This is a genomic window from Pelatocladus sp. (assembly GCF_059505505.1).
On record NZ_JCACKS010000052.1, the window covers coordinates 51,332 to 76,103 of the forward strand.

Annotated in this window: 17 protein-coding genes and 1 pseudogene; 7 read left to right on the forward strand and 11 right to left on the reverse strand. The window is 36.8% G+C overall.

The features are described 5' to 3' along the window. Window position 1: 1 nt before the first annotated feature. From AC5JMK_RS05425 to AC5JMK_RS05470, 10 genes are all read right to left on the reverse strand, one after another. Complete coding sequence (locus AC5JMK_RS05425) at window positions 2–3,235, reverse strand: non-ribosomal peptide synthetase (RefSeq protein ID WP_495909575.1); 3,234 nt, start codon at window positions 3,233–3,235, stop codon at window positions 2–4. Between the two features lie 233 nt (window positions 3,236–3,468). Next, window positions 3,469–4,515: a TauD/TfdA family dioxygenase gene (locus AC5JMK_RS05430; protein ID WP_495909576.1), complete on the reverse strand. Its 1,047-nt coding sequence runs from the start codon at window positions 4,513–4,515 to the stop codon at window positions 3,469–3,471. Beyond that, the gene (locus AC5JMK_RS05435; RefSeq protein WP_495909577.1) at window positions 4,493–6,088 is read right to left on the reverse strand and encodes a condensation domain-containing protein; all 1,596 of its coding nucleotides are present in this window, start codon (window positions 6,086–6,088) and stop codon (window positions 4,493–4,495) included. The genes AC5JMK_RS05430 and AC5JMK_RS05435 overlap by 23 nt, the downstream gene beginning before the upstream one ends. 21 nt (window positions 6,089–6,109) lie before the next feature. Continuing rightward, window positions 6,110–7,180 carry an HAD-IIIC family phosphatase gene (locus AC5JMK_RS05440; protein WP_495909578.1) on the reverse strand — a complete coding sequence of 357 codons (1,071 nt, stop codon included), beginning with the start codon at window positions 7,178–7,180 and terminating at the stop codon, window positions 6,110–6,112. 3 nt (window positions 7,181–7,183) lie between these two features. Further along, the gene (locus AC5JMK_RS05445; RefSeq protein ID WP_495909579.1) at window positions 7,184–8,368 is read right to left on the reverse strand and encodes an acyl-CoA dehydrogenase family protein; all 1,185 of its coding nucleotides are present in this window, start codon (window positions 8,366–8,368) and stop codon (window positions 7,184–7,186) included. Window positions 8,369–8,397: 29 nt separating this feature from the next. Continuing rightward, window positions 8,398–9,264 (reverse strand): aspartyl/asparaginyl beta-hydroxylase domain-containing protein, encoded by an 867-nt coding sequence (locus AC5JMK_RS05450; RefSeq protein ID WP_495909580.1) that lies wholly within the window; start codon window positions 9,262–9,264, stop codon window positions 8,398–8,400. Window positions 9,265–9,492: 228 nt separating this feature from the next. Further along, a complete protein-coding gene (locus AC5JMK_RS05455; protein ID WP_495909581.1) occupies window positions 9,493–9,741 on the reverse strand; it encodes an acyl carrier protein in 249 nt (82 codons plus the stop codon). A gap of 47 nt (window positions 9,742–9,788) precedes the next feature. Beyond that, a complete protein-coding gene (locus tag AC5JMK_RS05460; protein WP_495909582.1) occupies window positions 9,789–10,643 on the reverse strand; it encodes a 3-hydroxyacyl-CoA dehydrogenase family protein in 855 nt (284 codons plus the stop codon). Between the two features lie 22 nt (window positions 10,644–10,665). Further along, window positions 10,666–16,014 carry an amino acid adenylation domain-containing protein gene (locus AC5JMK_RS05465; RefSeq protein WP_495909583.1) on the reverse strand — a complete coding sequence of 1,783 codons (5,349 nt, stop codon included), beginning with the start codon at window positions 16,012–16,014 and terminating at the stop codon, window positions 10,666–10,668. A gap of 451 nt (window positions 16,015–16,465) precedes the next feature. Further along, window positions 16,466–16,825, reverse strand: coding sequence for a hypothetical protein (locus tag AC5JMK_RS05470; RefSeq protein ID WP_495909584.1), 360 nt, complete (start codon window positions 16,823–16,825; stop codon window positions 16,466–16,468). A 15-nt stretch (window positions 16,826–16,840) separates the two neighbouring features. On the opposite strand from AC5JMK_RS05470, the pseudogene AC5JMK_RS05475 reads away from it, so the two are divergent. Then, window positions 16,841–17,086, forward strand: a pseudogene (locus tag AC5JMK_RS05475) (hypothetical protein); the annotation flags it as partial. Window positions 17,087–17,342: 256 nt separating this feature from the next. Here the strand turns inward: AC5JMK_RS05475 and AC5JMK_RS05480 are convergent. Further along, window positions 17,343–18,338: a DUF3102 domain-containing protein gene (locus tag AC5JMK_RS05480; RefSeq protein WP_495909585.1), complete on the reverse strand. Its 996-nt coding sequence runs from the start codon at window positions 18,336–18,338 to the stop codon at window positions 17,343–17,345. A 602-nt stretch (window positions 18,339–18,940) separates the two neighbouring features. On the opposite strand from AC5JMK_RS05480, the gene AC5JMK_RS05485 reads away from it, so the two are divergent. From AC5JMK_RS05485 to AC5JMK_RS05510, 6 genes are all read left to right on the forward strand, one after another. Beyond that, entirely contained in the window at window positions 18,941–19,639 is a 699-nt protein-coding gene (locus AC5JMK_RS05485) for a VOC family protein (RefSeq protein ID WP_495909586.1), read from the forward strand. A gap of 393 nt (window positions 19,640–20,032) precedes the next feature. After that, window positions 20,033–20,341 carry a hypothetical protein gene (locus tag AC5JMK_RS05490; RefSeq protein ID WP_495909587.1) on the forward strand — a complete coding sequence of 103 codons (309 nt, stop codon included), beginning with the start codon at window positions 20,033–20,035 and terminating at the stop codon, window positions 20,339–20,341. 101 nt (window positions 20,342–20,442) lie between these two features. Continuing rightward, window positions 20,443–20,769, forward strand: a complete 327-nt coding sequence (locus AC5JMK_RS05495; RefSeq protein WP_495909588.1) for an MbtH domain protein — start codon at window positions 20,443–20,445, stop codon at window positions 20,767–20,769. Between the two features lie 55 nt (window positions 20,770–20,824). After that, entirely contained in the window at window positions 20,825–21,052 is a 228-nt protein-coding gene (locus tag AC5JMK_RS05500; protein ID WP_495909589.1) for an MbtH family protein, read from the forward strand. A gap of 541 nt (window positions 21,053–21,593) precedes the next feature. After that, window positions 21,594–23,234 (forward strand): AcrVA2 family anti-CRISPR protein, encoded by a 1,641-nt coding sequence (locus tag AC5JMK_RS05505; RefSeq protein ID WP_495909590.1) that lies wholly within the window; start codon window positions 21,594–21,596, stop codon window positions 23,232–23,234. A 91-nt stretch (window positions 23,235–23,325) separates the two neighbouring features. After that, window positions 23,326–23,793: a DUF1636 family protein gene (locus AC5JMK_RS05510; RefSeq protein ID WP_495909591.1), complete on the forward strand. Its 468-nt coding sequence runs from the start codon at window positions 23,326–23,328 to the stop codon at window positions 23,791–23,793. Window positions 23,794–24,772 lie beyond the last annotated feature (979 nt).

Consider the following 24,772-nt stretch of genomic DNA (forward strand, 5'->3'; position numbering starts at 1 on the left):
ATTATTTAACCTTTTTACTAATTTTCAGAAATTGTTTAATTCTAGTTTTACCTTCCTCTAACTGTTTAGAACGATCATCCTTGTGATTGAAATCTGATGATTCATAATTATTAAATAGACAAATAAACTCAGCCAAAGAACTGATGGTTGGATATCTGAATAGTTCAATTAGTGATAAATCTTTTTTAAACATTTCACATAATTGGCTATGAACTTGAACTAGAAGCAATGAATGTCCACCAAGTTCAAAGAAGTTATCATGAATTCCTATGTCTTCAAGGTTAAGTAATTTTTGCCAAATATCAGCAATAGCTTGTTCTGTTTCAGTTTGAGGTGCTTGATAGACAACTTTCAACTCTGGGCGATTTGTATCAGCTAAGGGTAGTGCTTTGCGGTCAACCTTACCATTGGGTGTTAATGGTAGCGCCTCCAATGTCACAAAAGCTTTTGGTACCATGTAGCTTGGCAGCTTCGACTCCAAAAAGCTACGTAATTCAGTAATTGCCAGTGTTTGCTCTTTTTGAGGAACTAGATAGGCGACTATTCGTTGAGAATTTACCGATTCCTCGCTAACTACAACTACGGTTTCTCCCACTGCGGGGTGTTGATTTATAACCGCTTCAATTTCCCCCAATTCAATGCGGAATCCTCGAATTTTTATTTGGTTGTCAATTCTACCTATATACTCAATATCTCCACTTGGTAAATAGCGGGCTAGGTCGTCAGTTTTATAAAGGTGATCGCCCTGTTTGTTGCTGAAGGGATTGGGAATAAATTTCAGGGCTGTTAAGTCAGGTTGATTTAGATAACCTCTGGCTAATCCCAGTCCACCAATGTGTAATTCACCCGCTACTCCCATTGGTACTGGTTGCAAAGATTGATCTAAAATATACAATTGGGTATTAGCGATCGGCTTACCAATAGGTATAGAACCTGAAGAATGTTTACCGACTGGAACCTGATAAACACAGCAGCCTACCACTGTCTCTGTAGGGCCGTATTCGTTTACTAATATCGTATCTGGAGCTACATCTTGCCAGAAGGTGATGCTTTGGGCTAATAAATTTTCCCCACCAATAATAAAAGCTCTAGTTTTATTTGCTATCTCTTCTCTAGATAACTGTTGCTTAAGCAAGTCCAAGTGAGCAGGGGTAATTTTCAGCAAACTTAAATTCGAGCTTTTCTTTAAAGCTTGAGAAAGGGTTTCTATGCCTTTTTCTTCTGATAGTAATTCGACTGTACGACCAACTAATAAAGGAGACAAAAGACTGGTAATTGTTAAGTCAAAACCCAAAGGTGAGTGAACTAAAGTTCCTATTCCTTGTTCTACTGCGTATGCTTGAGTACACCAACTTAGATAATTAACTAATCCTTGATGAGGAATTAGAGTACCCTTTGGTTTACCAGTGGAACCAGAGGTGTAAATAACATAAGCTAAATTTAATTCGGTTGTTGTTGTAGTTGGATTGTCGATTTTTTGTTGGTTTATGACTTGCCAATCACTATCTATACAAACTACTTTAATTTCATTTATATCTAAATCGGCAATTAAATGCTGTTGAGTCAACAGCACTGGCATTTGAGAATCGTTGAGGATAAAATCTTTTCTTTCTAAAGGATAGCTAGGATCAATTGGTACATAAGCTCCACCTGCTTTTAAGGTGCCTAAAAGTCCAATCAACATTAAAGGCGATCTTTCGACACAAAGTCCTACCATTACATCTGGTTTCACACCTAATTGTTGTAGGTAATGAGATAGCTGGTTAGCAAGATTATTCAATTTTTGGTAGGTAAATTGCTGATTTTCATAAATAACTGCAATGTTGTCTGGTGTACGGTCGCACTGCTGTTCAAACCAGTTGTGGAGACATTTATATTTTAGCTCTGCTGTTTTAGTGTTGTTGAATGCAACTAAGAGTTGTTCCCGCTCTTGTTCATTGAGAAGGTTCAACTGTGATATAGCTGAAGAGGGGTTATTAATAACGCTCATTAACAAAGTTTGCCACTGGCTCGCCAAACGTTTAATATCTTTTTTAGGGAAAAGATTAGCATCATAGTGAAATTCTACTTTGACTATATCATTTTGTGTACGAACACAAGAAAGTTTCACTTTAAATCTGTCCAAGCAGACGTCATGCTGATAAATTGTAAATGCTACTTCACCAACATTATAATTATTAACTATGTCTTCAAAATCAAAACAAAATAGTAAAAATGACTGCTCTCTATCACCCGCACTTGTTTTTGCAAATGCATCCCAATTAAAACTGTCTTGCCATTCAAGCATTTCATCTGTTAACTTGTTAACCTGTATTAAGGTTTCAGTGAATGTATGATTTGCCTGCAAGTGATAAACAAGCGGTAAGTATTTGGCAAATAAACCTAGTGCTGTTTTTAATTCTTCATAGTTGCGTCCTTCACATCCTACACCCGTAATTAAATTTGATTGTCCAGTCAGACGCCAAAGTAGAATTTGCCAACAAGTAAGAAAAAATCTATCTATCGAAATTTGATATTTTTGGGATATTGCAGCAATTTTAGTGAGTAAATCGCTGTGAATCACTAACCTAATAACTTGAGGTTCAAATTCTGATTTTTGAGAAAAAGAATTCTCAAAAGGAAGCTTTAAGCTATCCAGAGCCGAAAAATCTACTTGCTGCCAGTAATTTGTTCTTATTGTAGTCCCTTCTGCCTCAACTAATTCATTCTGCCACGCAGCGACATCAGCATATTGTAATGGTTCTTCATTTAGCTCTGTATTCTGCAAACAGGTACTATAATAGTAACTAATTTCATAAACTAAATTTTTCAATGTTTTACAGTCAGAACACAGGGATAGTAAGTTTACAAATAAAATGTGTTTTTTGGAAGCAAAACTTACCAATTCAAATTTTAACCCTTGCCCAATAGACTGTTCTCTGAATTTATCAAAGAGCGCTTCTATCTCTTCCTCTTGAGAATATTTATTTCTTAAATAGTAATTTTTTAAAAATACATTGCTATTAGTATCTATTACTTGAATAGGTGTTTTAAAACCACGCAAAAAATGAAAATGTGTGCGAAGAATCTCGTTTCTATAAATAACTTTATTTAACGCTTCTCTTAATATTTCTACCTGTAAATCTCCTTCAATTAGAACAGCACATTGATTACAATATAAATTACTACCTTGCTGTACTAACCAAAGGTGCTTCTGTTGAGGAGATAGTGGAAAACCCTGAATTTTTTCTTGCATTTTGATTGTTCAATTCCAATTTGGAAATTTAGCAAAAATTTGTCAAATATTTTATTTCATTTGACAGATGTCAAATAGGGAAAATTACGAAAGTTTTTCACATCGCTTTAAGCATATAATCATCCTGATAATTAACTAATAATTTCCATAAAAATAGTGCGATTTTGTTAATTAACTTAACCTTAACAACAAAAAACTATGCTCACATTTTCTATCCAAATCTATACCAAATCTCAAGTTTGACTAAAAGTTATTAGTCCGCCCATCGCGACGAAAAGCTTGCGTTCTCCCACATAGGGATTGCGTCCATGAGCAGTTAACACATTGTCCAGTAATAATATGTCGCCTTGTTGCCAAGGAAAACATACTTCTAATCTCTGATATACTGCACAGATCTCAAGCATTGTAGAGTCTTCAATAGGAGTGCCATCTCCGTAATAGCAATTTCGTGGTAAATCTTCTTCCTGAAAATATGAAAGTAGCGACTCACGGGTTTGTGTTTCTAAACAGGCTAAATGCCAATGTTGTGCTTGATTAAACCAAGAAAATTCACCTGTTTGAGGATGCTTAACTATAGCTGGACGAATAGCAATTGTTCTCAATCCACCATCATTTTTCCATTCAAAATGAATTAAATTACTTCGACAAAAATTTTCTACTTTCACTCTACTTTGGGTTTGGAAAACTGTTTGCCAGTCCAGCCCTAATCCATTTCCATAATTACGAACATACATAACTTGATTTTCAACAAATCTTTCCCTAATCTTGGGTTTGATAAGTTGAAACACCTTACGACTATCAACTATTGGGGTTTCTCCCCCTTGTTGTGCAGGTTGACGACAGCCGAACAAAATTTTTATAGGCCATTGATAATTAAAAGAATTTTCGTTATGCCACAACAACTTGCTTTCAGCAGGGTAAAAAACTGGAGTATAAACTTTACCACTTACCGTTTCGCGGGGATGTTCACCATTTTCATTGAATAGTTCTGAGCAAACCGCTAGACCAAATCTTTCAAAAGCTGCTGCCGTAGTAATATTAAATCCTTTAAAAAGGATAGCACCATGTTTGATTAAATTTGTATCTACAAATTTTCGATTGGCTTCTGCCCAATCTGCAATATCAACATCTGATACAAAAGGTTTTATAACTAATGGTAGAGTTTGCTCATCTCCAAAATAATCTATTTTGATTATTTCGGTTTCTAAACTGATAGATTTTCTGCCAATATTAGGAAATTTATGCTGAAAATTAGAGTTATTTATTTTTACCTGTTTCATTTCTATCCTCAACTTTAATTACGGTTTCAACTACTTTGCGCTTAATGAGACTTAACTTTTGTTTATGTTCTTCTTTTCGCTTTCGTTCTTCACTCAATTGATATTGTTTTTCTGATTTAATGATAATTTTTTTTAGATGATTTATTCTTATGTCAGGGTTTACAACAATCTGAGATAAAATTATATCAAAATTCTTTAATAACTTAATCATATTAATATTATTAAACAAGTCTTTGTTATATTTTAACAAGCCAACTATTCCTTGCTCTGTATCCGTCAGTTCTAGAAGTAGGTCAAATCTTGCTACCGTATTTCCTAAATAATCTAAACGAGTCAAGCTTAAATCTGAAAATTTTAAAATATGTGTAGGAGTATTTTGAAGGATAAATTTGACTTGAAATATAGGAGTTTGGTTTAATTCTCTTTTAGGATTAAGAGCGCTAACTAATTTCTCAAATGGTAAATCTTGGTGAGCATAAGCTTCTAGACAAATTTTACGTACTTGCTGCAAAAAATCGCTAAAATTTTGATTATCTGATAGATAATTACGTAACACTAATTGATTAACAAAAAAACCAATTAAATTCTCTATCTCATTTCTATTACGGTTAGCAATATCAGTACCGACAATAATATCTTTATCACCTGTATAGCAGTATAGTAAAACTTTAAAGGCTCCGAGTAGTGTCATAAATAATGTCGTTCCTAGACTATCACCTAACTTCTGAATTGCTTGGGATAATGCCTTTGGAATCATCAAAGTTTCCTTCCCTTCCTGAGAGGTTTTAGATTTTGACAATTGGCGATTTGTAGGTAATTGTAAAACTGGTAAATTATCTCCTAATTGCTTTTTCCAGTATGTAAGCAAGGTGTCAAGTACCTCATCCTGTAGCCAGCTTCTTTGCCAAGCAGCAAAGTCTGCATACTGAATATGAATATCCGTAAGTGGTGAAGACTTCCCACTAGAAAAAGCTTCATAAAGAATTGATAACTCTCGAATAAATACTCCTTGTGACCAACCGTCAAAGATAATATGATGTATCGTTATCAACAGCACATATTGCCTATTTTTAAATCGTAAAAGAGTTAAGCGTAACAACGGGACTTGTGCTAAATCAAATGATTGTTGATAGTTTTCTTGTCTTAACCTTTGTACTTCTGTCTCCTGTTCAGTATCAGGTAAATCTTCTAAATCTACTAATGGTAAGGGTATCTCTAAAGCAGGAGCAATAATTTGAACTGGTTGCCCATTTACAATCTGTAAACACGTTCGTAAAATTTCATGTCTTCGCACTATTTCATTGATGCTTTGCTTCAAAGCTTTTATATTGAGCGAACCTTGTAGTAGCAGTGCGGCATAATCATTGTAAGCATATGATTTTGGATCTAATTGATGTAGGAAATATAATCTCTGCTGTGCAAAAGATAGAGGTAATTCTATCTCTCGTGAAACTCGTTCAATTTGTTTAGAATCAGGTTCATGCTGACCCCGCAAGCGCTTTTCTAAAATTGCTTGTTTTGCAGGTGAGAGTTTAGAACGTCGTTTAATAATTTCGTCTGCTCTGCTATCCATAATATTATTAAAAATAAAAACTTAATAAATTACTTTAAAATTTACATACAAAGGTACAGGTTGAATTCGACTTAAATCATTTTCAAAAATCACTAAATCACCATTCTTATCAATTTCTTTAAAACCAACAAATTTATAAGATATATACATCATTCTGTTGCGATTATTTTGTACAAATTCTGCTAAAAGACGGACATTACTGCTTTTAGCTAGACTCATGACATGATTCATCATAATTGTGCCAACTCCCCGCGACATGACACGACAAGACATCAACAACAGCTTAATTGTCCATGATTTGGGTCGGCATTCAATCAAAACTAAACCTATTTTTCCGTAGCTGCCATACTTATCTTCCAGATTTGCAATCAGCAGTTTATGGTTTTCTGATTGCCGAAAATGATTGAGTTCATCATAGGAGTAGGTATAACCAGTTGTATTCAATTGGTTAGTTCGTAATGTTAATTCTTCTGCACGCTGCAAGTCTTCTTCTTTTGCAGAACATATTGTGAAACTCATGTTGAGAGTAGCTAAGAATTCGTCTGCTGTGCCAACAAATTCTTGCTCTGCATTTTGACGTTCTATATCACTTAGATACATCAATCTTCTAATTCGTGAATCTTCCGTAATAAAACGGGGATTCATGACTGGCATATCTAAAATATTTCCTATTTCATCTGCGTTGATACAGAGAATTTCTGGTAAAGTATATTTTACTTCTTCTAGTTCAAATAACTGGTCGTCGATGAAGGCGATCGCATCTATTCCAATATTAAGTAAACCAGCTATTTCTTTTAAAGAGTTAGCTTTAGAATTCCAGTTAATTTGTGGATATAAAAAATAATCTTTCAAACCAAATTCTTCTAATTTAGCTATTGCTGTGACATGAGCATTCTTACTAGCTATAGATTGTAGAATACCACGACTATCTAATGTCTGAATCAGATTTATTATATTTTCTCGTAAAGAAATTTTCTCATCTTCCAGCAAAACTCCGTGCCATAGAGTATTATCTAAATCCCAAACGACACATTTAATAAATTTTTTGTCTTTTTGTTTACTATTTATGTTTTGCTCTTCAGTACTAATCATACTTTATATCCTTTCTGCTAATTTCTGTTCCATAACAGCAGGAACAGTTGAAATAAGATAATTTTGATAACCTGATTCTGCAATAGTAATTTCTTGAATTTGAGTACTACCTTCAATAATTTCCATGATTTTAGAATCTCGTAAATACCTTTCGACTGAGTACTCACTACTACAACCATTGCCACCATGAATTTGTACAGCATCATTTGCTATTTTGGTGGCTACTGTGGATGTAAAGTACTTGGCAATAGAAGTTTCTATAATCGAGTTTGGATCGTTAATCTCTTTAAGATAACCAGCTTGATAACATAACAATCTTGCTGCTTTGGTGTTAGTTATCATCTGAGTAATCTTTTGGCGAATTAATTGATGTTCTTTAAGGTAAACACCAAACTGTTTTCGCTCCTTTGTATACTTGATACAAGCTTCTAAACAAGCTTGGGCAATACCTACACAACCAGATGCTACGCTATATCTACCATAATCAAGTGCAGAAGCAGCAATGTAGGAGAATCCAAAGCCTAATTTACCTACTAAATTTTCTAAGGGAAGGTAGCAGTTATCAAATTGCAATTCCGCAACCATCGAAGCCCTAGTACCTAAAATACCAGACATCGGTTTGATTGACAGTCCTGGGCTATTTTTTTCCACTAAAAAAGCACTAGGTCTACCTTCGCATTTAGCAAAGACCAAAAATACATCTGCTATTTGTCCATAAGTAATCCATTTCTTGTGTCCATTTAAGACATAAGCATCATCAGCAAGTGTTGCTGTTGTTTCTACACTTTTGGCATCACTACCTACATTCGGTTCGCTTAATGCAAAAGCAGCGATGTTTTCTCCAGATGCAAGTTTGGGAAGCCAATACTCTTTTTGAGATTTATTACCCCATTTACACAAAGCTTGGGAAACCATGTTGTGAACTGTCAGCAAACTCCGCACTGAAGAACATCCCCGTCCTATTTCTTCGTTGAGTATGCCATAGGTAATCATATCCATTCCTTTACCACCATATTCTTGGGGTAATATGGCACCAAGAAAACCACGTTCAGCTATTTTTTTAATTAGTTCTAGTGGAGTAAATTCTTTCCTATCCCATTCACGAGCATGAGGGCATATTTCCTGATTAACAAAAGCTCTAAATGCAATTTTAGAGTTTTTCTGTTGAGAAGAAAGTTCTAGTTTCATAACATATTTTTTGCCACTTTAAGCTTAAGTTATAACGCCTTACAAAAAAACTCATATAAAAAATTTTCAAATTTTGACAATTCTGGGTGACGTAAATGCACTAACAGAACTACTCGTTCTTTCTGGCTTTTATTCCAGGCTTCATGCTCAAAGCTCTGATCAAAAAATAAAGTTTTCCCCTCAGTCCAACTCCGCATTTCACTTCCGACCCTAATTCCACAACTTTCGGGAATCATTAATCCCAGCTGACAGGTAATATAAACATTTGAAGTATCATGGTGTGGAGGTAAGACAACTCCCGGTTTTAAAACAAGAAAATAAACATCTTCAAAAGGATCTATAAAAGATTCCAGCTTAGACAAAATGTTTACAGTTTTTGGAAATAAATATCTGGCTTTTTGAGTAAATTTACCATCTAACCACAATCTAAATAGTAACCAGTCATCTTTTTTGTGAGATGCAGGTAGTTCAATGTCAGTTAAATGCTCATAAATTGAACCATCACTTGGATCAATAACTGGAGTGAAATTATTTTTATTAGAGATATTCATTAACAACTCATCTTTTATCTCTTTCGCACCTTCTTCAAGGGTATTTGTCACTATTTTGAAAACGTCGTAGTCATCAGGTTGATACCAAGGTTTAGAAGTAAGACCAAGATATAAAAACAATGTTGGTTTTTGTTGTGAGTTCCAATCAACAATGTTTATATCTATCAGCCCCAAATAAAATTTTAGAGAATTCTCAAATTTATGAACATTACTATTGGGAAACAAAAAATCTAATAATTTGAGTAGCAAAAAAAATACTTTTATCTTTATCCTATCTAACTTAGGCAATATTTTATGATTTTGGAGAGATTCCTTATATTGTTGATATTCTTGCAAATTATTCACTTCTATTTTCCTCCATTACGAATTTGCTTTTATCGAGTGATATAAGTATTTTATTTCTCTACAAAATTAATGATAATCTTAGCTCATGTTTTACTACTACAAACGCTTAACTTGTGAAAAATGCACTATAAACTCTATATCTTGACTTTTAATAGTACTGATTTTAGTAAAACAATGCTTGACAATCGTTTAAAATACTCCTCAAGATGAATGGAAAATTCTGCTTTACTACTGCACGAGAATAGCAGTTTTACGTTCAATTAAATTAGTGATAGAATTGATTGTGCGAAAATTTTCAAACTCTAAATCCTCGTTTTCAATAGCAATTTGAAACTCTTGCTCTACGAATAAAACAAGTTGCATGGCAAACATAGAATTGACAAAACCTAGAGCAAAAATGTCTTCATCTGGTTGTAAATCATGATTGTCGAAAAATTTTGAAATAAAAGTCTTGAGTTGAATTTGAATTTCGTTCATTAATCTTGATTATTCCTATTTAACTATTGCTTGTTCCCTATTGCCTTTTATTGATATACGTAAAATCCTTTACCACTTTTTCTACCGTGCAACCCTGCATCTACCATTTTTTTTAGTAAGGGACATGGTCTGTATTTACTATCGTTAAAGTTTTCGTACAAGACTTCGATAGAAAATAAAATGGTGTCTAGCCCAATCAAATCTGCTGTTTCTAAAGGACCCATTTTGTGACCAAAACAGCCTTTAAAGATTTTGTCTACATTTTCTGCTGTCGCAACTTGATCTTGTAGCAGAAAAACAGCTTCGTTAATAGTTAACATCAACACGCGGTTGGAAACAAAACCGGGTGAATCATTAACAATTATGCATTCTTTGCCCATCTGAGCTAGCATTTTTTTTGCTATCTCAATCGTTGTGTCAGAGGTATGATGCCCGCGAATCATTTCTACTATCGGCTTCATTGGTACAGGATTCATAAAGTGGATACCAATAACTCTATCGGCACGTTTAGTGATTGAAGCAATGCGGGTAATGGGAATTGCAGATGTGTTAGCCGCGAATATACAATCTGCTGGGCAAATAGATTCTAATAAGGGATATACTTCTCTTTTAATATCCCATTTTTCGGTAACATTTTCAACTACAAAATCTGCTTTTTCGAGAATTTTATAGCTTGTTGAAAGTTCGATTTTGCCGATAATATCATCTGGGCTTTCTTCGCAATCGCCTTTCTTGAAAAAACTTTGAAAGCGGATATTATTCTTAATTTCCTGTTTAGCTTTATCTAGAATATTTTCATAAATATCTACGAGTATTACTTGATACCCTGTTTGAGCAAGGTTCTGTGCAACCCCTATTCCCATCACCCCTGCTCCAACTACACCTACTGTTTGAATGTACATAAATATTACCTCCTTTTGCCACCTAATCTTGAAAAGTTGAAATCCGCTTCTCTGCTTCACTTTCTGGTAATTCTTCTAATTCACCTATCAACATATCCTCAATCACTAAAGCTAATTCAGCTATAGTTGGTGCTTCAAAAATACAGCGTAGTGATAGTTCTAAATGCAAATCTTGACGAAGTTGGGAAACAATCTGAGTTGCTAGTAACGAGTGTCCACCCAAATCAAAAAAGTTATCATGAATACCCACCTTCTCTAAATGTAAAACTTTTTGCCAAACCTGAACAATGGTCTTCTCTATGTCAGATTGAGGTGGTTGAAAAACTGCTGTCAAATCTGGACGCAAATTTTCAGGTACTCTTAATGCACGATGGTCTACTTTGCCGTTAGGTAACAAAGGTAAGGCATCTAACACAACAAATGTAGAAGGAATCATGTATTCAGGCAGTTTTTCCTTCAGAAAATTTCGTAATTCATTAACAGAAAGCGTAGTTTCTTGATGGGTAACTAAATATCCAACCAAACATTGACCATTTAATACATCTTCTCTAGCAACGACTACTGTTTCTCGTACTGCTAGGTGTTGGTTGATGAAAGCCTCTATTTCTCCAAGTTCAATGCGAAAACCACGCACTTTTACTTGGTAGTCAGTCCGACCAATGTACTCTATTTCTCCATTGGGTAGATAACGTCCTAAATCTCCTGTTTGATAAAGACGTGCAGCAAAATTATCGCTAAAGGGATTGGGGATAAATTTTTCTGCGGTCAGATCAGGACGGTTTAAGTAGCCTCGTGCTAGCCCGTCTCCACCAACATATATCTGTCCTGGTACGCCCACCGGAACAGGTCGCTTGTTTGCATCCAGTATATATATCTGCGTATTCGCAATTGGACGACCAATTAAAACGGGTGCTGATACGGGTGCTTGTGGACTGATACTGTAGTAAGTAACATCCGCCGATACCTCCGAAGAACCGTAAAGATTTAACAAGGTACTATCTGGCAAACTCTGCCGAAATTGCATAAGCAATTCAGTAGACAGTGATTCACCACTACTAACCCACAACTTTAACTTGGGTAGCTGTAACTGTAAGACATCGTATGTATTCAACAGTAGGCGTAGTAATGAAGGAACGAGTACTATCCGCGTGATATGATTCTGGAAAAGAGTAGTTACAAACTCTTGTGGATCTTTGACAACTATATCGGGGACTATTACTGTAGTTATCCCTTGTAATAAAGGGACAAAGATTTCCCAGACTGAATCCACAAAGTTTAAAGATGTTTTCTGGCAACAAATTTCTCCCGGTACAAAAGGATAATTCTGCCACATCCATTGACAGCGATTGATAGCACCCTGATGCAAACCAAGAACTCCCTTCGGTTGACCCGTAGAACCAGAGGTATATATAACGTAAGCTAAGTTGTTGGCTTGTGAGCTATTAACAGGGTTATCTTGGCTGTATTGGTTAATGATGTCGAGGTCGCTGTCCAGGCAAATTACCTGTGCTTTGTGTTCAGGAAGTTTCTCTATCAGGTGCTGTTTAGTTAACAGTACTGTAGTTTGGCTATCTTTTAAGATGAAGGCTAAGCGATCTTTGGGATGTGTAGGATCTAAGGGCAAGTAGATTCCACCAGCTTTGAGGATTGCTAATAGCCCAATCACCATTTCTAGTGAACGTTCTATACAGATACCCACAAGCGCTTCTGATTTCACACCTAACTTTTGCAGGTAGTGTGCTAGTTGATTTGCCCGGTTGTTTAAGTCTCGATAGGTTAATTGTTGATTTACTCTGCAAGAAACTCTGCTATGCGCGTCTACAAAGGTGAGTGCAACAGCATCTGGTGTTTTCTCTACCTGTTCCTCAAACAATTGATGAATGCATTTATCTTGCGGATAGTCTGTCTTGGTATCATTCCACTCAACTAATAACTGTTGGACTTCAGATGGCGTTAAGAACTCCAAGTCTGAAATGGGTTGTTCGGGATTGCTAACTATGCTTTCAAGTATTGTCTGGAAGTGTCCAAGCATCCGGGTTACAGTATCCGCATTAAATAAATCCGTGTTGTACTCGCAAGTTGCAACCAACCCTTGCTCAGAATCCTCCATAAACAATGTCAAATCAAACTTCGATGTCTCGTTGTAACCTTCTTCGTAAGTAACTGATACATCTGACAGACTTGGATTTGATATTGGAACATTCTGGAGAACGAACATCACCTGAAATAGTGGATTGTAACTCAGGTCTCTTTGTGGTTGTATTTCCTCTACTAACTTTTCAAAAGGTAAGTCCTGATGAACGTAAGCTTCTAAAGCTGTTGATTTCACCCGTGCTAACAAATCTTGAAAGCTCAAATCGCTAGAAAGTTCTGTACGTAGTACCAAAACATTGACAAAAAACCCTATCAATGTCTCAATTTCTGCTCTGTTACGATTGGCAATTGGCGAACCGACTAAAATATCAGTCTGACCTGTGTAGCGATACAGCAAGATTTTGAAGGCTGTAAGCAAGGTCATAAACAGAGTTACTCCCTGCTGACGGCTCAAATTCTTCAGTGCTTTTGTCAGAGTTTCAGACAGAATTAATTTTGCTTGAGCGCCATTGAAGGTTTGAACCGGGGATCGCGGACGGTCAGTAGGCAGATTCAATACAGTTAAATCGCCACCTAACTGCTGCTTCCAATACTCTAACAGGGGTTGAATATGCTCGCTTTCTAACCACTGATGCTGCCAATATGCAAAATCTACATATTGGATAGGTAATTCAGGAAGTGGAGAGAGTTTTCCTGTTGAGTATGCTTCATACAGCGCTGCTAGTTCTCTGATGAGAACTCCCATAGACCAACCATCTGCAATAATATGATGCAGCGTAAGGAGGAGTCTGTATTCTTGTTCAGCTAAACGCAAAAGCTTTACACGCCAGAGCGGTTCGTTTGACAGGTCGAAGGACTGTTGAGCGATGAGAGTGGATAGACGTTGCAGTTCTTTTGTGCGATCGCTCTCTGACAATTCTCGCAAGTCTTCAACTGACAAAGCTAGCGATGCAGATGACTTCACAACCTGAACAGGTTTGCCTTCACTAACTACAAAGTTTGTCCGTAAGCTGTCATGGCGTCTAAGAATTTCGTTTAAACTTTGCTCTAGTGCAGCTATGTTAATATCCCCTGTCAGGTTAATAATAATAGGAATGTTATATGCAGGATTATCAGGAGCTAACTGATTGATAAACCACAATCGCTGCTGTGCAAAAGATAAAGGATGGACTTGGGTGGTTTTCTCAGCTCGACCCAGAAATACTGACACTTGAGAAGCAGTTGATGTCAGTTCAGCAAGTATCTTAGTGGAGAGCGATCGCAAATTCAAACCTTCAAAAAAGTCAGCTACAGATACAGTAACTTCCAAGTCAATCTCAATTCGGTTTTTGAACTCGAAAACTTTGATAGAATCGAGTCCTAAAGCGCTTATTGGCTGTTGAGGGTTAATTTCATACACTGGTATTGAAAGTACCCGTGCAATATTATCTTGAAGATAAGACTCTAACAGCGGCTGGCACTCCTGTGGAGTGAGTGATAAAAGAGCTTCACGCTGTAACCTATTTTTATTTCCATCAATATTAGTACTTTTTTGAATACTACTGCCAACGACTTCCAGTTTACCTGCTAAAAAATCGGCTTTTGTAGCACGACGTTGAATTTTACCGCTGGAAGTTTTAGCAATACTGCCAGGTTTTATTAGCACCACTGCATAGATTTGCACCTCATATTCTTCGGCAACTGCTTGACGAATCGCTGTAATCACTTCCTCAAGATTTGGTTTGGCACGAAATTCTAACTCTTGCACAATTACCAGTTGTTCTTCGTTGCCTACTTCAACCGAGAAAGCTGCTCCACTACCTGAACGTAATGATGGATGACTACGTTCTACAGTTAACTCTATGTCTTGTGGGTAGAGGTTGCGACCCCTAATGATAATTAAATCTTTGGCTCGACCTGTAATGAAGAGTTCTCCATTGTGCAAAAAGCCCAAATCACCAGTGCGTAGAAACGGCCCTTCTTCTGTATCTTTCACGTAGGCGTGGAATATTTGCTCTGTTTCCTCTTTCCGATTCCAATAACCTTGACCGACACTGGGGCCAGATACACAGATTTCGCCAATTTCATTTGGGGAACAGGGAGTTAATGTTTTAGGGTTGACAATGGCAATCTCCTGTTGAGGAATGGTTCTACCACAGCTAACAAAGGTCTGAGTATCTTCACTATCGGCAGATGCTTCAACGACTAGATTTTTCTCCAGTGCTGATTTTGTAACTGTTACCAAAGGAGGTAAAACTTTCTGGAAACCACCGGAAACCATCAAAGTTGCTTCCGCCATACCGTAACAGGGATAGAACGCTTGCGGACGAAAGCCACACTCTGCAAAGGCTGCGGTAAATCGCTCTAAAGTATCATACCGAACTGGTTCAGCACCGTTAAACGCGACACTCCAACTACTTAAGTCAAGAGTTTCTTTTTGTTCTTGGGTAACCCTCTGGATACACTGGTCATAAGCAAAGTTAGGCCCACCACTGGTGGTACCTTTATACCGAGAAATAGCCTGCAACCAGCGATAGGGACGTTGCAAAAAAGATGCAGGAGACATGAATACGCAACCAAACCCACCGTACAAGGGTTGCAGTATCCCACCAATTAGCCCCATGTCATGGTAAATAGGTAGCCACGAGATAAATTGACTGGTGGGAGAATGTTCCATGAGTTGGTAAGTCGTGGCAGCGTTGTGTAGTAGGTTGCCATGACTGAGGATTACACCTTTGGGTACGCCTGTAGAACCCGATGTATATTGCAGAAAGGCTATAGTATCTGCATTGATTAAAGGTTGTTGCCAAGAATCTTCTACACCCTGTGCAAGGTTATCGGTAACAAGCCAGCGTAAATTTCTTTGGTCTGTTTTCTCTGCCAATATAGATTGCACTGTGGGAAGCATTGCCGTTGTGGTCAAAGCGATACTAGCTTGTGCATCAGCCACAATTGCTTGTATTCTGGACGCTTTGCGCTTATTGTGAGGTGGAAAAGCAGGAACTGCTATCACCCCTGCATACAAACAACCGAAAAAAGCACTCAAGTAATCTAATCCTGGTGGGTAAAGCAGTAAGGCACGTTCACCGCTCATACCCATTGCTTGCAGTTGAGATGCGATCGCACGAGAGCGCCGATCCAATTCTTGATAAGTCAGTGTCGCTTCTTGGCTTTCTCCATCCTCCAAAAAAGTAAAAGCGCGATGTTCAGGTTGTGTAGAGCTTCTCAAGCGCAGAACATCAACAACTGTAGAACAGTTATGGGAAATTTCTTTGAAGCCTTTGGTTGGTTGGGTCATTTTATTCCTCAGGCATGAAGATGCACATAAATAATCTTTAAAATCCTGCTTTGTCCACAGCACATTCAATTGCTACTGAGTCAAAGTGCTTTCCTCATACGTTTATTAGCTAAAACTGGATAAAGTCTTGATAATGTTGCTTTATGGTAAGTACCAAGTAATTACAGCATTAGAAAGGCAATTGTTTTTTAAATATATAGCAACTAGCTTTTAATTACACTCATTTTACTCTAAAGGCAAACAATACCTTTTTGCAACCAAGTAACAATAGAGAATTCTTATCAATAGTCTTAAGAGTGATTGTGATTCACTATTTGAAATCCTTTCCAAGATTGTGTGCAATCAAGCTTCTCACAGAAAGCTTTGACCGTCGCTTCGCTGCAAGTCAAAAGGCAAAAGAAACATGATCGAAGACGATGTTTAAGGCGACTCAATTGTTTCAAGCAGAACTCTAAAATGGCTCAGATGTTAATTTTGACTGAGCGATCGCCTCAAGACAACGCTCAAGACTAGGATCGCCTGCAAAAATCTGTCTTTTCAGCTTGTGAGCAATTTTTATCATATCCTTACTTGGTAACCAGGGAAAAATGACTGTCTCCCGTGGTGTGGAAAAGATTTTGATTAGCTGTTCAATCAGTTGCTCTTTAAGATCTGATTCTGGAAAAACGATTACAGTCTTTGCCCGTTCAATTAGCCAATCGTGATCCCAGTCATCAGAGGTAATCGCAATAGCAAGAGCAGCAAAGGGTATACGTTCGACAAATTGTGGTGAGGCTGTATCACCACAAAACAAAAAATGTTGCTTTCCCAACAAGTACCAGCCTAACTGAAGTTCATTATCAATAGTACTAACAGGAGAGAAAGTCTCGCTTCAGTAACAATTACCGTTACTGCTGTTGAAATCCAAGAGTTAAGTGAAGAGGAACAAAGCTTACGGCTGCACTTAGAGCAAAAAGTTGAACGCGCTTTTTATGAAGCTGGGAAGGCGTTAATGCAGTTACGCGATCGTAGGCTATACCGTTCCACACACAAAACATTTGAGGATTATTGCCGCGATAGATTTGGTTTGTCAAGCTTTGGGATGGAGGGTACACCATTGGGTTAAAGCATCTTAAGTCTTGCAATTACTCACCTTTGGAATGTCAGCAAATACAACAAATCAGCGCTCGCATCAGCAAAATATACGACCGTGCTTTGGAAGAATCGGTTCAAAGGTTTTTGGAGTCTTTAGGAAAATTAAACCGACCTTATTTAACTACTTTGGAAGAAAAACTGTTGAATGTTTTGGAGTCGGGAATTGGGAGTAGAACTAATCCAAAATCCAAAATCTAAAATCTAAAATCGGATGACTCAATTCTTAATTGTGACTGTGCGATCGCCTGACTACAACGCTCAAGACTAGGATCTCCTGCGAATACTCGTCTATTTAACTGATGAGCGATTTCTACCATATTCCTACTTGGTAGCCACGGAAAAATTACTATGTCCCCAGATGCCGAAAACATCTTGATTAACTGTTCAATCATATCCTCCTTGAAATCTGATTCGGGAAAGATAATTACAGTCTTTGCCCGCTCAATTAACCAATCATGATCCCAGTCATCAGAGGTAATCGCAATGGCAAGGGCAGCAAAGGGTATGCGTTCGACGAATTGTGGTGAAGCAGTATCACCATAAAACACAAAATGTTGCTTTTCTAGTAAAAACCAACTTGGCTGAATTTCATCCCTTGTCTCAATCACAGGTGAAACTAAAGATGACTTTACTACACTAACTTCTAAAAGTGGTGTTTCAACTTCAACCGCCTCCTGCGGAATTATAGCCACAATCTCTGACTTAGAAGTAAGTGAGTGTCGTGGCTCAAGGGAAGTAGAAGCAGAGGTAGACTGCGAACTCTCTTCCTTAATTACCTGACGGATATCCTTATGAGTCAAGGTTTCGCCTCCCTTAGCACGTTGAAGAATTTCTTCACGGACGTTTTCTGGAGTTGATGGTGCTGCTAAAAGATAGAGAGCGGTAGTCGCAATATCAATTTGTGCAAGATTTGCACATTCATCAAATGCTTCATAAACATTAATAAAGTTATAAGCTGTACGCCGACTCCAACCAAACTCAGCTTTTAGCCATGTATCAAACTGACCATGCTTTAGCTGTGATCGCACATCAGCTAGCTTTTGACCTATTTCCCATATATCCTGTGCCGAGCGCCGCAAACGCTCTTTAATTTCTCCGGTTCGCTGCTGAATAACACCACGCTGTTTGTCATCCAAAACGCTGTAGTCAAAACCAGTGAATGTTTGGTTCTGTTTTTTCAACTTGCTCACAATTAGCTTAGACTATCTTTTACAAAACTATTCTATTATTATAAAATATTTCATCCTAAACAAATTAAACCCGCACAACTGCAATCTTGTGGGTAGATTTGAGTAATTTTAATGAAATCCTCATTTTAAATACTACATTTACTACATTTTTGTATCAAAACATATATTTCAAGTATGATGGTAGCAACATGGTATATAGTTTCATTTTATGTTATGCTTAGTGAGAATTATTTTAATTAAGACCTGTATTAAATAACATTATGAAAAATGGATATAAAGAATAAATCGCCATAAACACGAAATTGGCTACCTACGGAAGCCACAGAACACTCATAAGAGTAATCCAAAAAAATAAATCCCCAGGCTTATATTTATTTAGGCCAACCAAGATTGCTCTTGAAGTTCGTGCAGCCCCATAAAGGTGCTGTGCAAGGTCAGACATTTTATTACGAATAAGTGCTTTAGCAGAAAAATTAAATCATCGAGCGAATATCTAACGCCGATATTTGAAAGGGGTCTTGAACCCGGTTGAAGGAAAGGCAAAAAGTTTTCTCAAAATCTCATATTGGCTGGGCATTCTACTTTGTTGGAGATCTCTAAATGTGGATAATTTCCTATTAGAAGTTGATCATATTTTTGTTTGCACAACAAAAGATGCTGCAAATAATTCAGTTCTTCAAGAACTTGGTTTTCATTGCTCTGAGCAGAGAATACAGCGTGTGGAACAAGGAACAGCCTCAAGGGCAATTTTTTTTGAGAACACTTATCTTGAACTGATTTGGATAGAAAACGAACATGCTTTTAAAAGACAGTATGACTATACTGGCATCCATACCCCAGCACGTTTTGAGTGGCAACACACGGGAGCATCACCCTTCGGAATTGGTCTACGTTATAAGTCTCAAACAGCAAAATCACCTCTACCTTTTACACAACGAAGCATTAAAAGTATGAGACCAGATCTATCTGTTCGCTTTGCAAATAACAATCTTGCAAGTTTGTCAGAGCCTATTTGTTTTGTTCTTCCTAACTCCATTGCTCTCACAGCTTGGCTTGATTGTTCATTATCAGCACATCAGCAGTTAATCTCTCACCCTTTGAATGTAAATAAGCTAACAGGAGTTAAAGTCACAGTTAATAGCGACAGATCTCTAAGTCATGCTATTTCCCTCCTGTGTTTGCACGAAATCATCACTATTGAAAGAGGAACATCTCCGCTGCTGGAGCTAACGTTTGATACTCAAATGAGAGGAAAAATTCTTGATGCACGACCCATACTACCGATTCTGTTTAGGTATTGAAGTTTTGTTCCGCGTCTACAATTGTGCACTTTATTTCAACAATAAGTATTTACGGTAACTCACTAAACACAACCATATGCAAAAAGTCAATCATCTGAGAAAATTAACAAATATTTGTAAACAAGGGATTGATAATCGCTATAAATTTGCATTAGTCTAATTGAGGATAATCTAATCTAAGCCAATTTCAATCTGCTCTTTGTTAATAGTGCTTAAAACATGCCAACATCAAGAATTTACATAAAAGATAGTTGTTTTGTTTGCTTCTACTAATCAATTAATGCAACCTACTCGCAGTATGTGTTGCAGATCACAGCTACAATCAAAGCAACAAGCTAGGGCATTCCTAAGTGGACCGACTTATACAAAAGAATCTGAAACAGAGGTATCACTATGGCAACAATGGGAAGATATTGCAAAGCTTACTCTCTGAAAAAATTACGTGAGTTCAGTCAATGGACGGAGTGTACTGAAAATACAAGGAAAGAAAAAAAGGAAGTTTCGGGCAACGAAGTTGAAATTAATAGAGAGTTAACTGATGATGACTTTCTTTATGTACAAGAAAACTACGTAGTCACAGATGGGGTTTTCAAGGATGAGAATATCGTTTTTGACAATATAACTCCCGAATGGAAAGATTTTTGCCACAAGATCCTTGCATTTGAGCTCCCAGTTTACAAGCCTGTACAAGTAAGTACATGAACATTAAAAAACAGCCAAACTTGGCTGTTTTTTTCAGGTGGATCTACTTACAAACATCTGCAAATCAAAATAAAAGTGATTCATAAGGAGAAGACACTTGTATGAATGAGTTAGTGCAACGATTGTCAGAAGGGGAACATCCTGTTGAAGCAAGCTTACGACCAGACAAAACAGCTACAGCACTCAAAGAAAGTATCGACCGAGGCTACGTACATATTAAATTCACAAATACTAAGGGAGGTACTGATTTAGGTGTCAGACTCGACTCAGAAGCATCTAATTTTAATGAAGCTGACTTTGAGCGTCAAACAGGGAAAGTTCATTTGGTTGGCAACCTGACATTGAATTATGTAAAAGTTAGATGCATTGCAGATATTGATTTAGAGACACTAGAAGGTAAGGGACACCTTGAACCTGTAGAACAGTGAGATTTCTTTATTACATCTTATAAAACATAGCCAATTAAATAATAGGAGACAAATTATGTACCAAGACGACAAAGAAGATACTACAATTTACAAAGTTGTAGTCAATCATGAAGAACAGTATTCCATTTGGCCAGCCGACCGAGAAAACCCTCTCGGCTGGGAAGATGCTGGCAAAAGTGGTTTGAAACCAGAATGTCTGGAATATATTAAGGAAGTGTGGACTGATATGAGACCGCTCAGTCTCCGCAAGAAAATGGAACAAGCCGCTCACAGTAACTTATAACGCATCGTTGTCTTTTGTGATTAGTCACAAGTCATTTGTATGTACTGTACGAGTTTGGACAAATGACTTGTGACCGTCTTCACGAAAAAAGTTTAAACGTTCTAATATGACCTTCGATTCAATGAACTTAAAAATGGGGCAGGCTTTAAATATATTCGACTTACGAGGCGAAACCTAGAAATAGGGCAGGCTTAATAAACCTGACGAATAGCACTATTAGCGTATCGACTATACAACGTAGACGCGAAGCGGCTGACGCACCGTCCAAGCCTGCCCCATTTTTAAGAGGAGAGAGCAACTCCAAGCTTGGCGAGATCAGACAAATGCTGCATTCTCACTACAGATGTTTGGGGCGATCATTTCTTCGTGCACTCAGCCCAATCACTCCTATTACAGTCTCTTTCTCAAAAACTACATCGGATTACTAGTGATTTGAAGAAAAGCAGAGGAGGCACAAAGCAATGAAAGGGGATCTGTACGTGAAGCCGCTGTTCACTAACTATTTCATTACTGGTTCTCATTACTGGAACTTAGGTTGCATATGAAAAATTTTTCTTTGTTCGGAATAAATTCTCAGACTCTCAAAGCTTTTAAAAGACAACAAAGATACTTTCCTTATCGATATGCTCTAGCTCGCAAATATTTACCTAAATTTGTCAATGATTATCAAAAACAATTTGGTATTAAACCGATAGATTTTGCTATTCTCTCTACAGATGAAAGATTAAGCCTTGGCACCTTGCAAATAGATTTTTTCAAACATTTTACTGAGTTGGTATGCAAAACTCCCGGTAATACTAGTTATGCAAATTACTTAAAACAGTCTTTTAACTCTGCTACAAATGAAGTTAAAAATTTAGATTATTTAAGTAAAGATATTGATGATACATATTTACCTGTTGTCAATGCTTGGAAAGCCAATATTCTTCATGAGTTGAAGTTGACACTAGCTTTTGTAAATTTTTATAACTCAGGCAAAAATATTTTTGATTTTCCTGAATGTTTATTAAATTCTTTTAAAAACACAAATATAGAAAATATTCCTTTGCGTGATGTGAAACTGCCATATCCTAGTTTTTATTTACATTTTGGTTTACAAAAGGATTTTGATTTAAAACTTGGTCATGTAGTCAACAGCGAATTTTTGTATTCGTTGTCAACAAAATCTAAGCCAATTCATAAATATTACTTGGAGGGAGTATATGTCAAGGAAATAGCTAATGGTGGTTTTGAGTTGGCATTAGTTGCTTCTCCAGAATCTTTAGTTTTGACTGATAATTGGATAGAATATCCAACTGAAGCAGTTTTTGTCAAATTTCCTTTAATTCATTTAAATACAACCATTGGAGAAGCTTTAGATTGGGAGATAATAGATACTTCTGCATTTCAAAAGAAAGCCACATTTAATTATTTAGAAGACAATGCTTTACTCGATAGAATTGATGTTGATTATAATATGCAATTATTGAACGATTTTTTATTTTACGAATTTGAAGAAATTCGTGATGATAAGTATCGTGAGCTTGTGTTAGAAATTTTAAAATTAGTAATTAATGCTATATTTTACATAATCGATTACCGTTTAAAAGAAGAAATTGTAGAGACAATTCCTGGGTCTGTTCCGAATAGTTTACGTAAAGAATTGGAATCAGGTGATATAGATATAAGGAGGAAAGCATTTTCCAAATGTGAAAGACAAGGCTATTCGCTAGTTAAAATGTGTGGTAAGCGTAGTTGTCGAGTAGGTATTTTTTCTAGTGATGAGATAGGTAAAGTTGATAATTTTCAACAAGAACAACAACAAGTGGAAAGCTATACTGATTCCAAAAGGCTGTTTAGTAGTTACCACAGAAAAAGGCATTATCGTCTTTGTTATGTAGGTAAAGGTCGTAGTGAAGAAGCATTGATTTGGGTTGAGTATGCTTATGTGCAAGGTACACTTCCTCTCAAAGAGGGATTGCGAATTCATGAGTTTAGTCAACCAGCAACATCTAGAACAAATGTAGATCGTTGCGATAAAATAATCCTTAACAATAAGCAAATTATGGAGATTAGGAATATGTTTGGGTTAGGAGTTGCTAATATGAATGAAATTGCCAATTTTTATAAACTACCGTCAGAAATTATTGAGCGAATTATAACTAAGAGACAACACATAAATATTGAAGACCATAACAGTTAACCGAAACTTTCTCATCTTTAATCACATTCTGCTTCATTAAGAGCGATCGCACTCACATAATAGAATAACTAAGTATACAAAATAAATTAAAATGCTCAAGTACTTATTGGTGTTTATCAAGTCATGGATAACTTCTACAAATACCTCATCCACACACCTTGGCTGTAACCCTAAACATACCCTTTTCGTTTGCAAATCTTGTCACCGTTCCTCCGAAGAACGACAAAAAAACCTACCCTGCGATGGTACTATTTTACTTAAGCAACTAAACACTTTATGCAGCGAAAAATTCCAATTTGACGAACTTGAAATTAAACCAATTGAATGCTTATGGGCTTGCAGTCAAGGTTGTGTTGTATCTGTATCAAGCCATGACAAACCCACCTATCTGTTCGTCAATCTCCCCCTAGAAAAAAGCCCAACAGCATTACTAGAATTTATGCAACTCTATATCAAGAGCCGTAAAGGCACTGTAGCTTGGAAACAGTTTCCTGGACTGTTACAGTCTGCTATTTTCGCCCAGATCCCACCTGTGGTTGTTGATAAAAATCCAAAGTGATATCGATAGTGAGGCTGCCTTCTACCCGACCTAATATTGATATTGTTGTTGCCTTCAACGTTTTAAAAAATATTTTCGTTGACTAAAACTGTTTGTTCTACCTGATAAAATTTTACTCCTGAGCAAGAAGCTCCTCAATTTGAGCTAAGAGCGATTCTAGCCTATCTTCCATATCCTGAATGGTGGGAGTTGAATAAGAGGCTCTTAGCAGGGGGAGAAGAAGCAGGGGGCGGGGTGCAGGGAGCGGGGGGAAATGACCCCTAGAAGGTGTTGTGGATCAGAGGGGAACACGGGTCTGAGTCTCCCACTTCACAAGCGTGATGTCACGGTAGAGTGGGTCGAATCCCCTTGCACTATCCCCTTGCCCCCTGCTCCCTGCTTCTTCTCCCCCTTGCTTCTTCTCCCCCTGCCTCAAATCAGTGTACACCATTAGTATGTCATATGTATGCCATATGTATACCATTAAAAATTTGGAAAAATCAATCAAACTATTAATTGGGTTGCAAATCTCTAGCAGCTTACCCCTAATGTTTGAGAACTTAATAAAGCTGAAAACCTTGCCAGAGATTGCTTTCAGGAATTGCTCTTTATTGTTGTTCATCAATAAACAAATGAGGTTCTTGGATTATTTTTTCGGATGCAAATGTGTAATAACTTGATCAATTTCGTTTGATCCCACTTTTTTGATGTCAAATGCGACTGTCATATGTACCACATATGGTATACATTTAACATATCTGTTAAAAATTATTGGGAAGTATATTTAGCTTTTTTCTAATATCAAGCTAAGACAGTTGTTTGATATTTATTTAGTTTTTTTCTACTATATTTTCAGACTATTTTCTTTTCATTTTAATAACATTCTTAGGAAAATATCTTCAGATTAACTAAACATCTTTTTAAATAATATATATAATTATTCGGCTTTTTGTATCAAAAAGTTTCCAGAACTTAGACTTTAGTTCTTGTGCAACTCCTG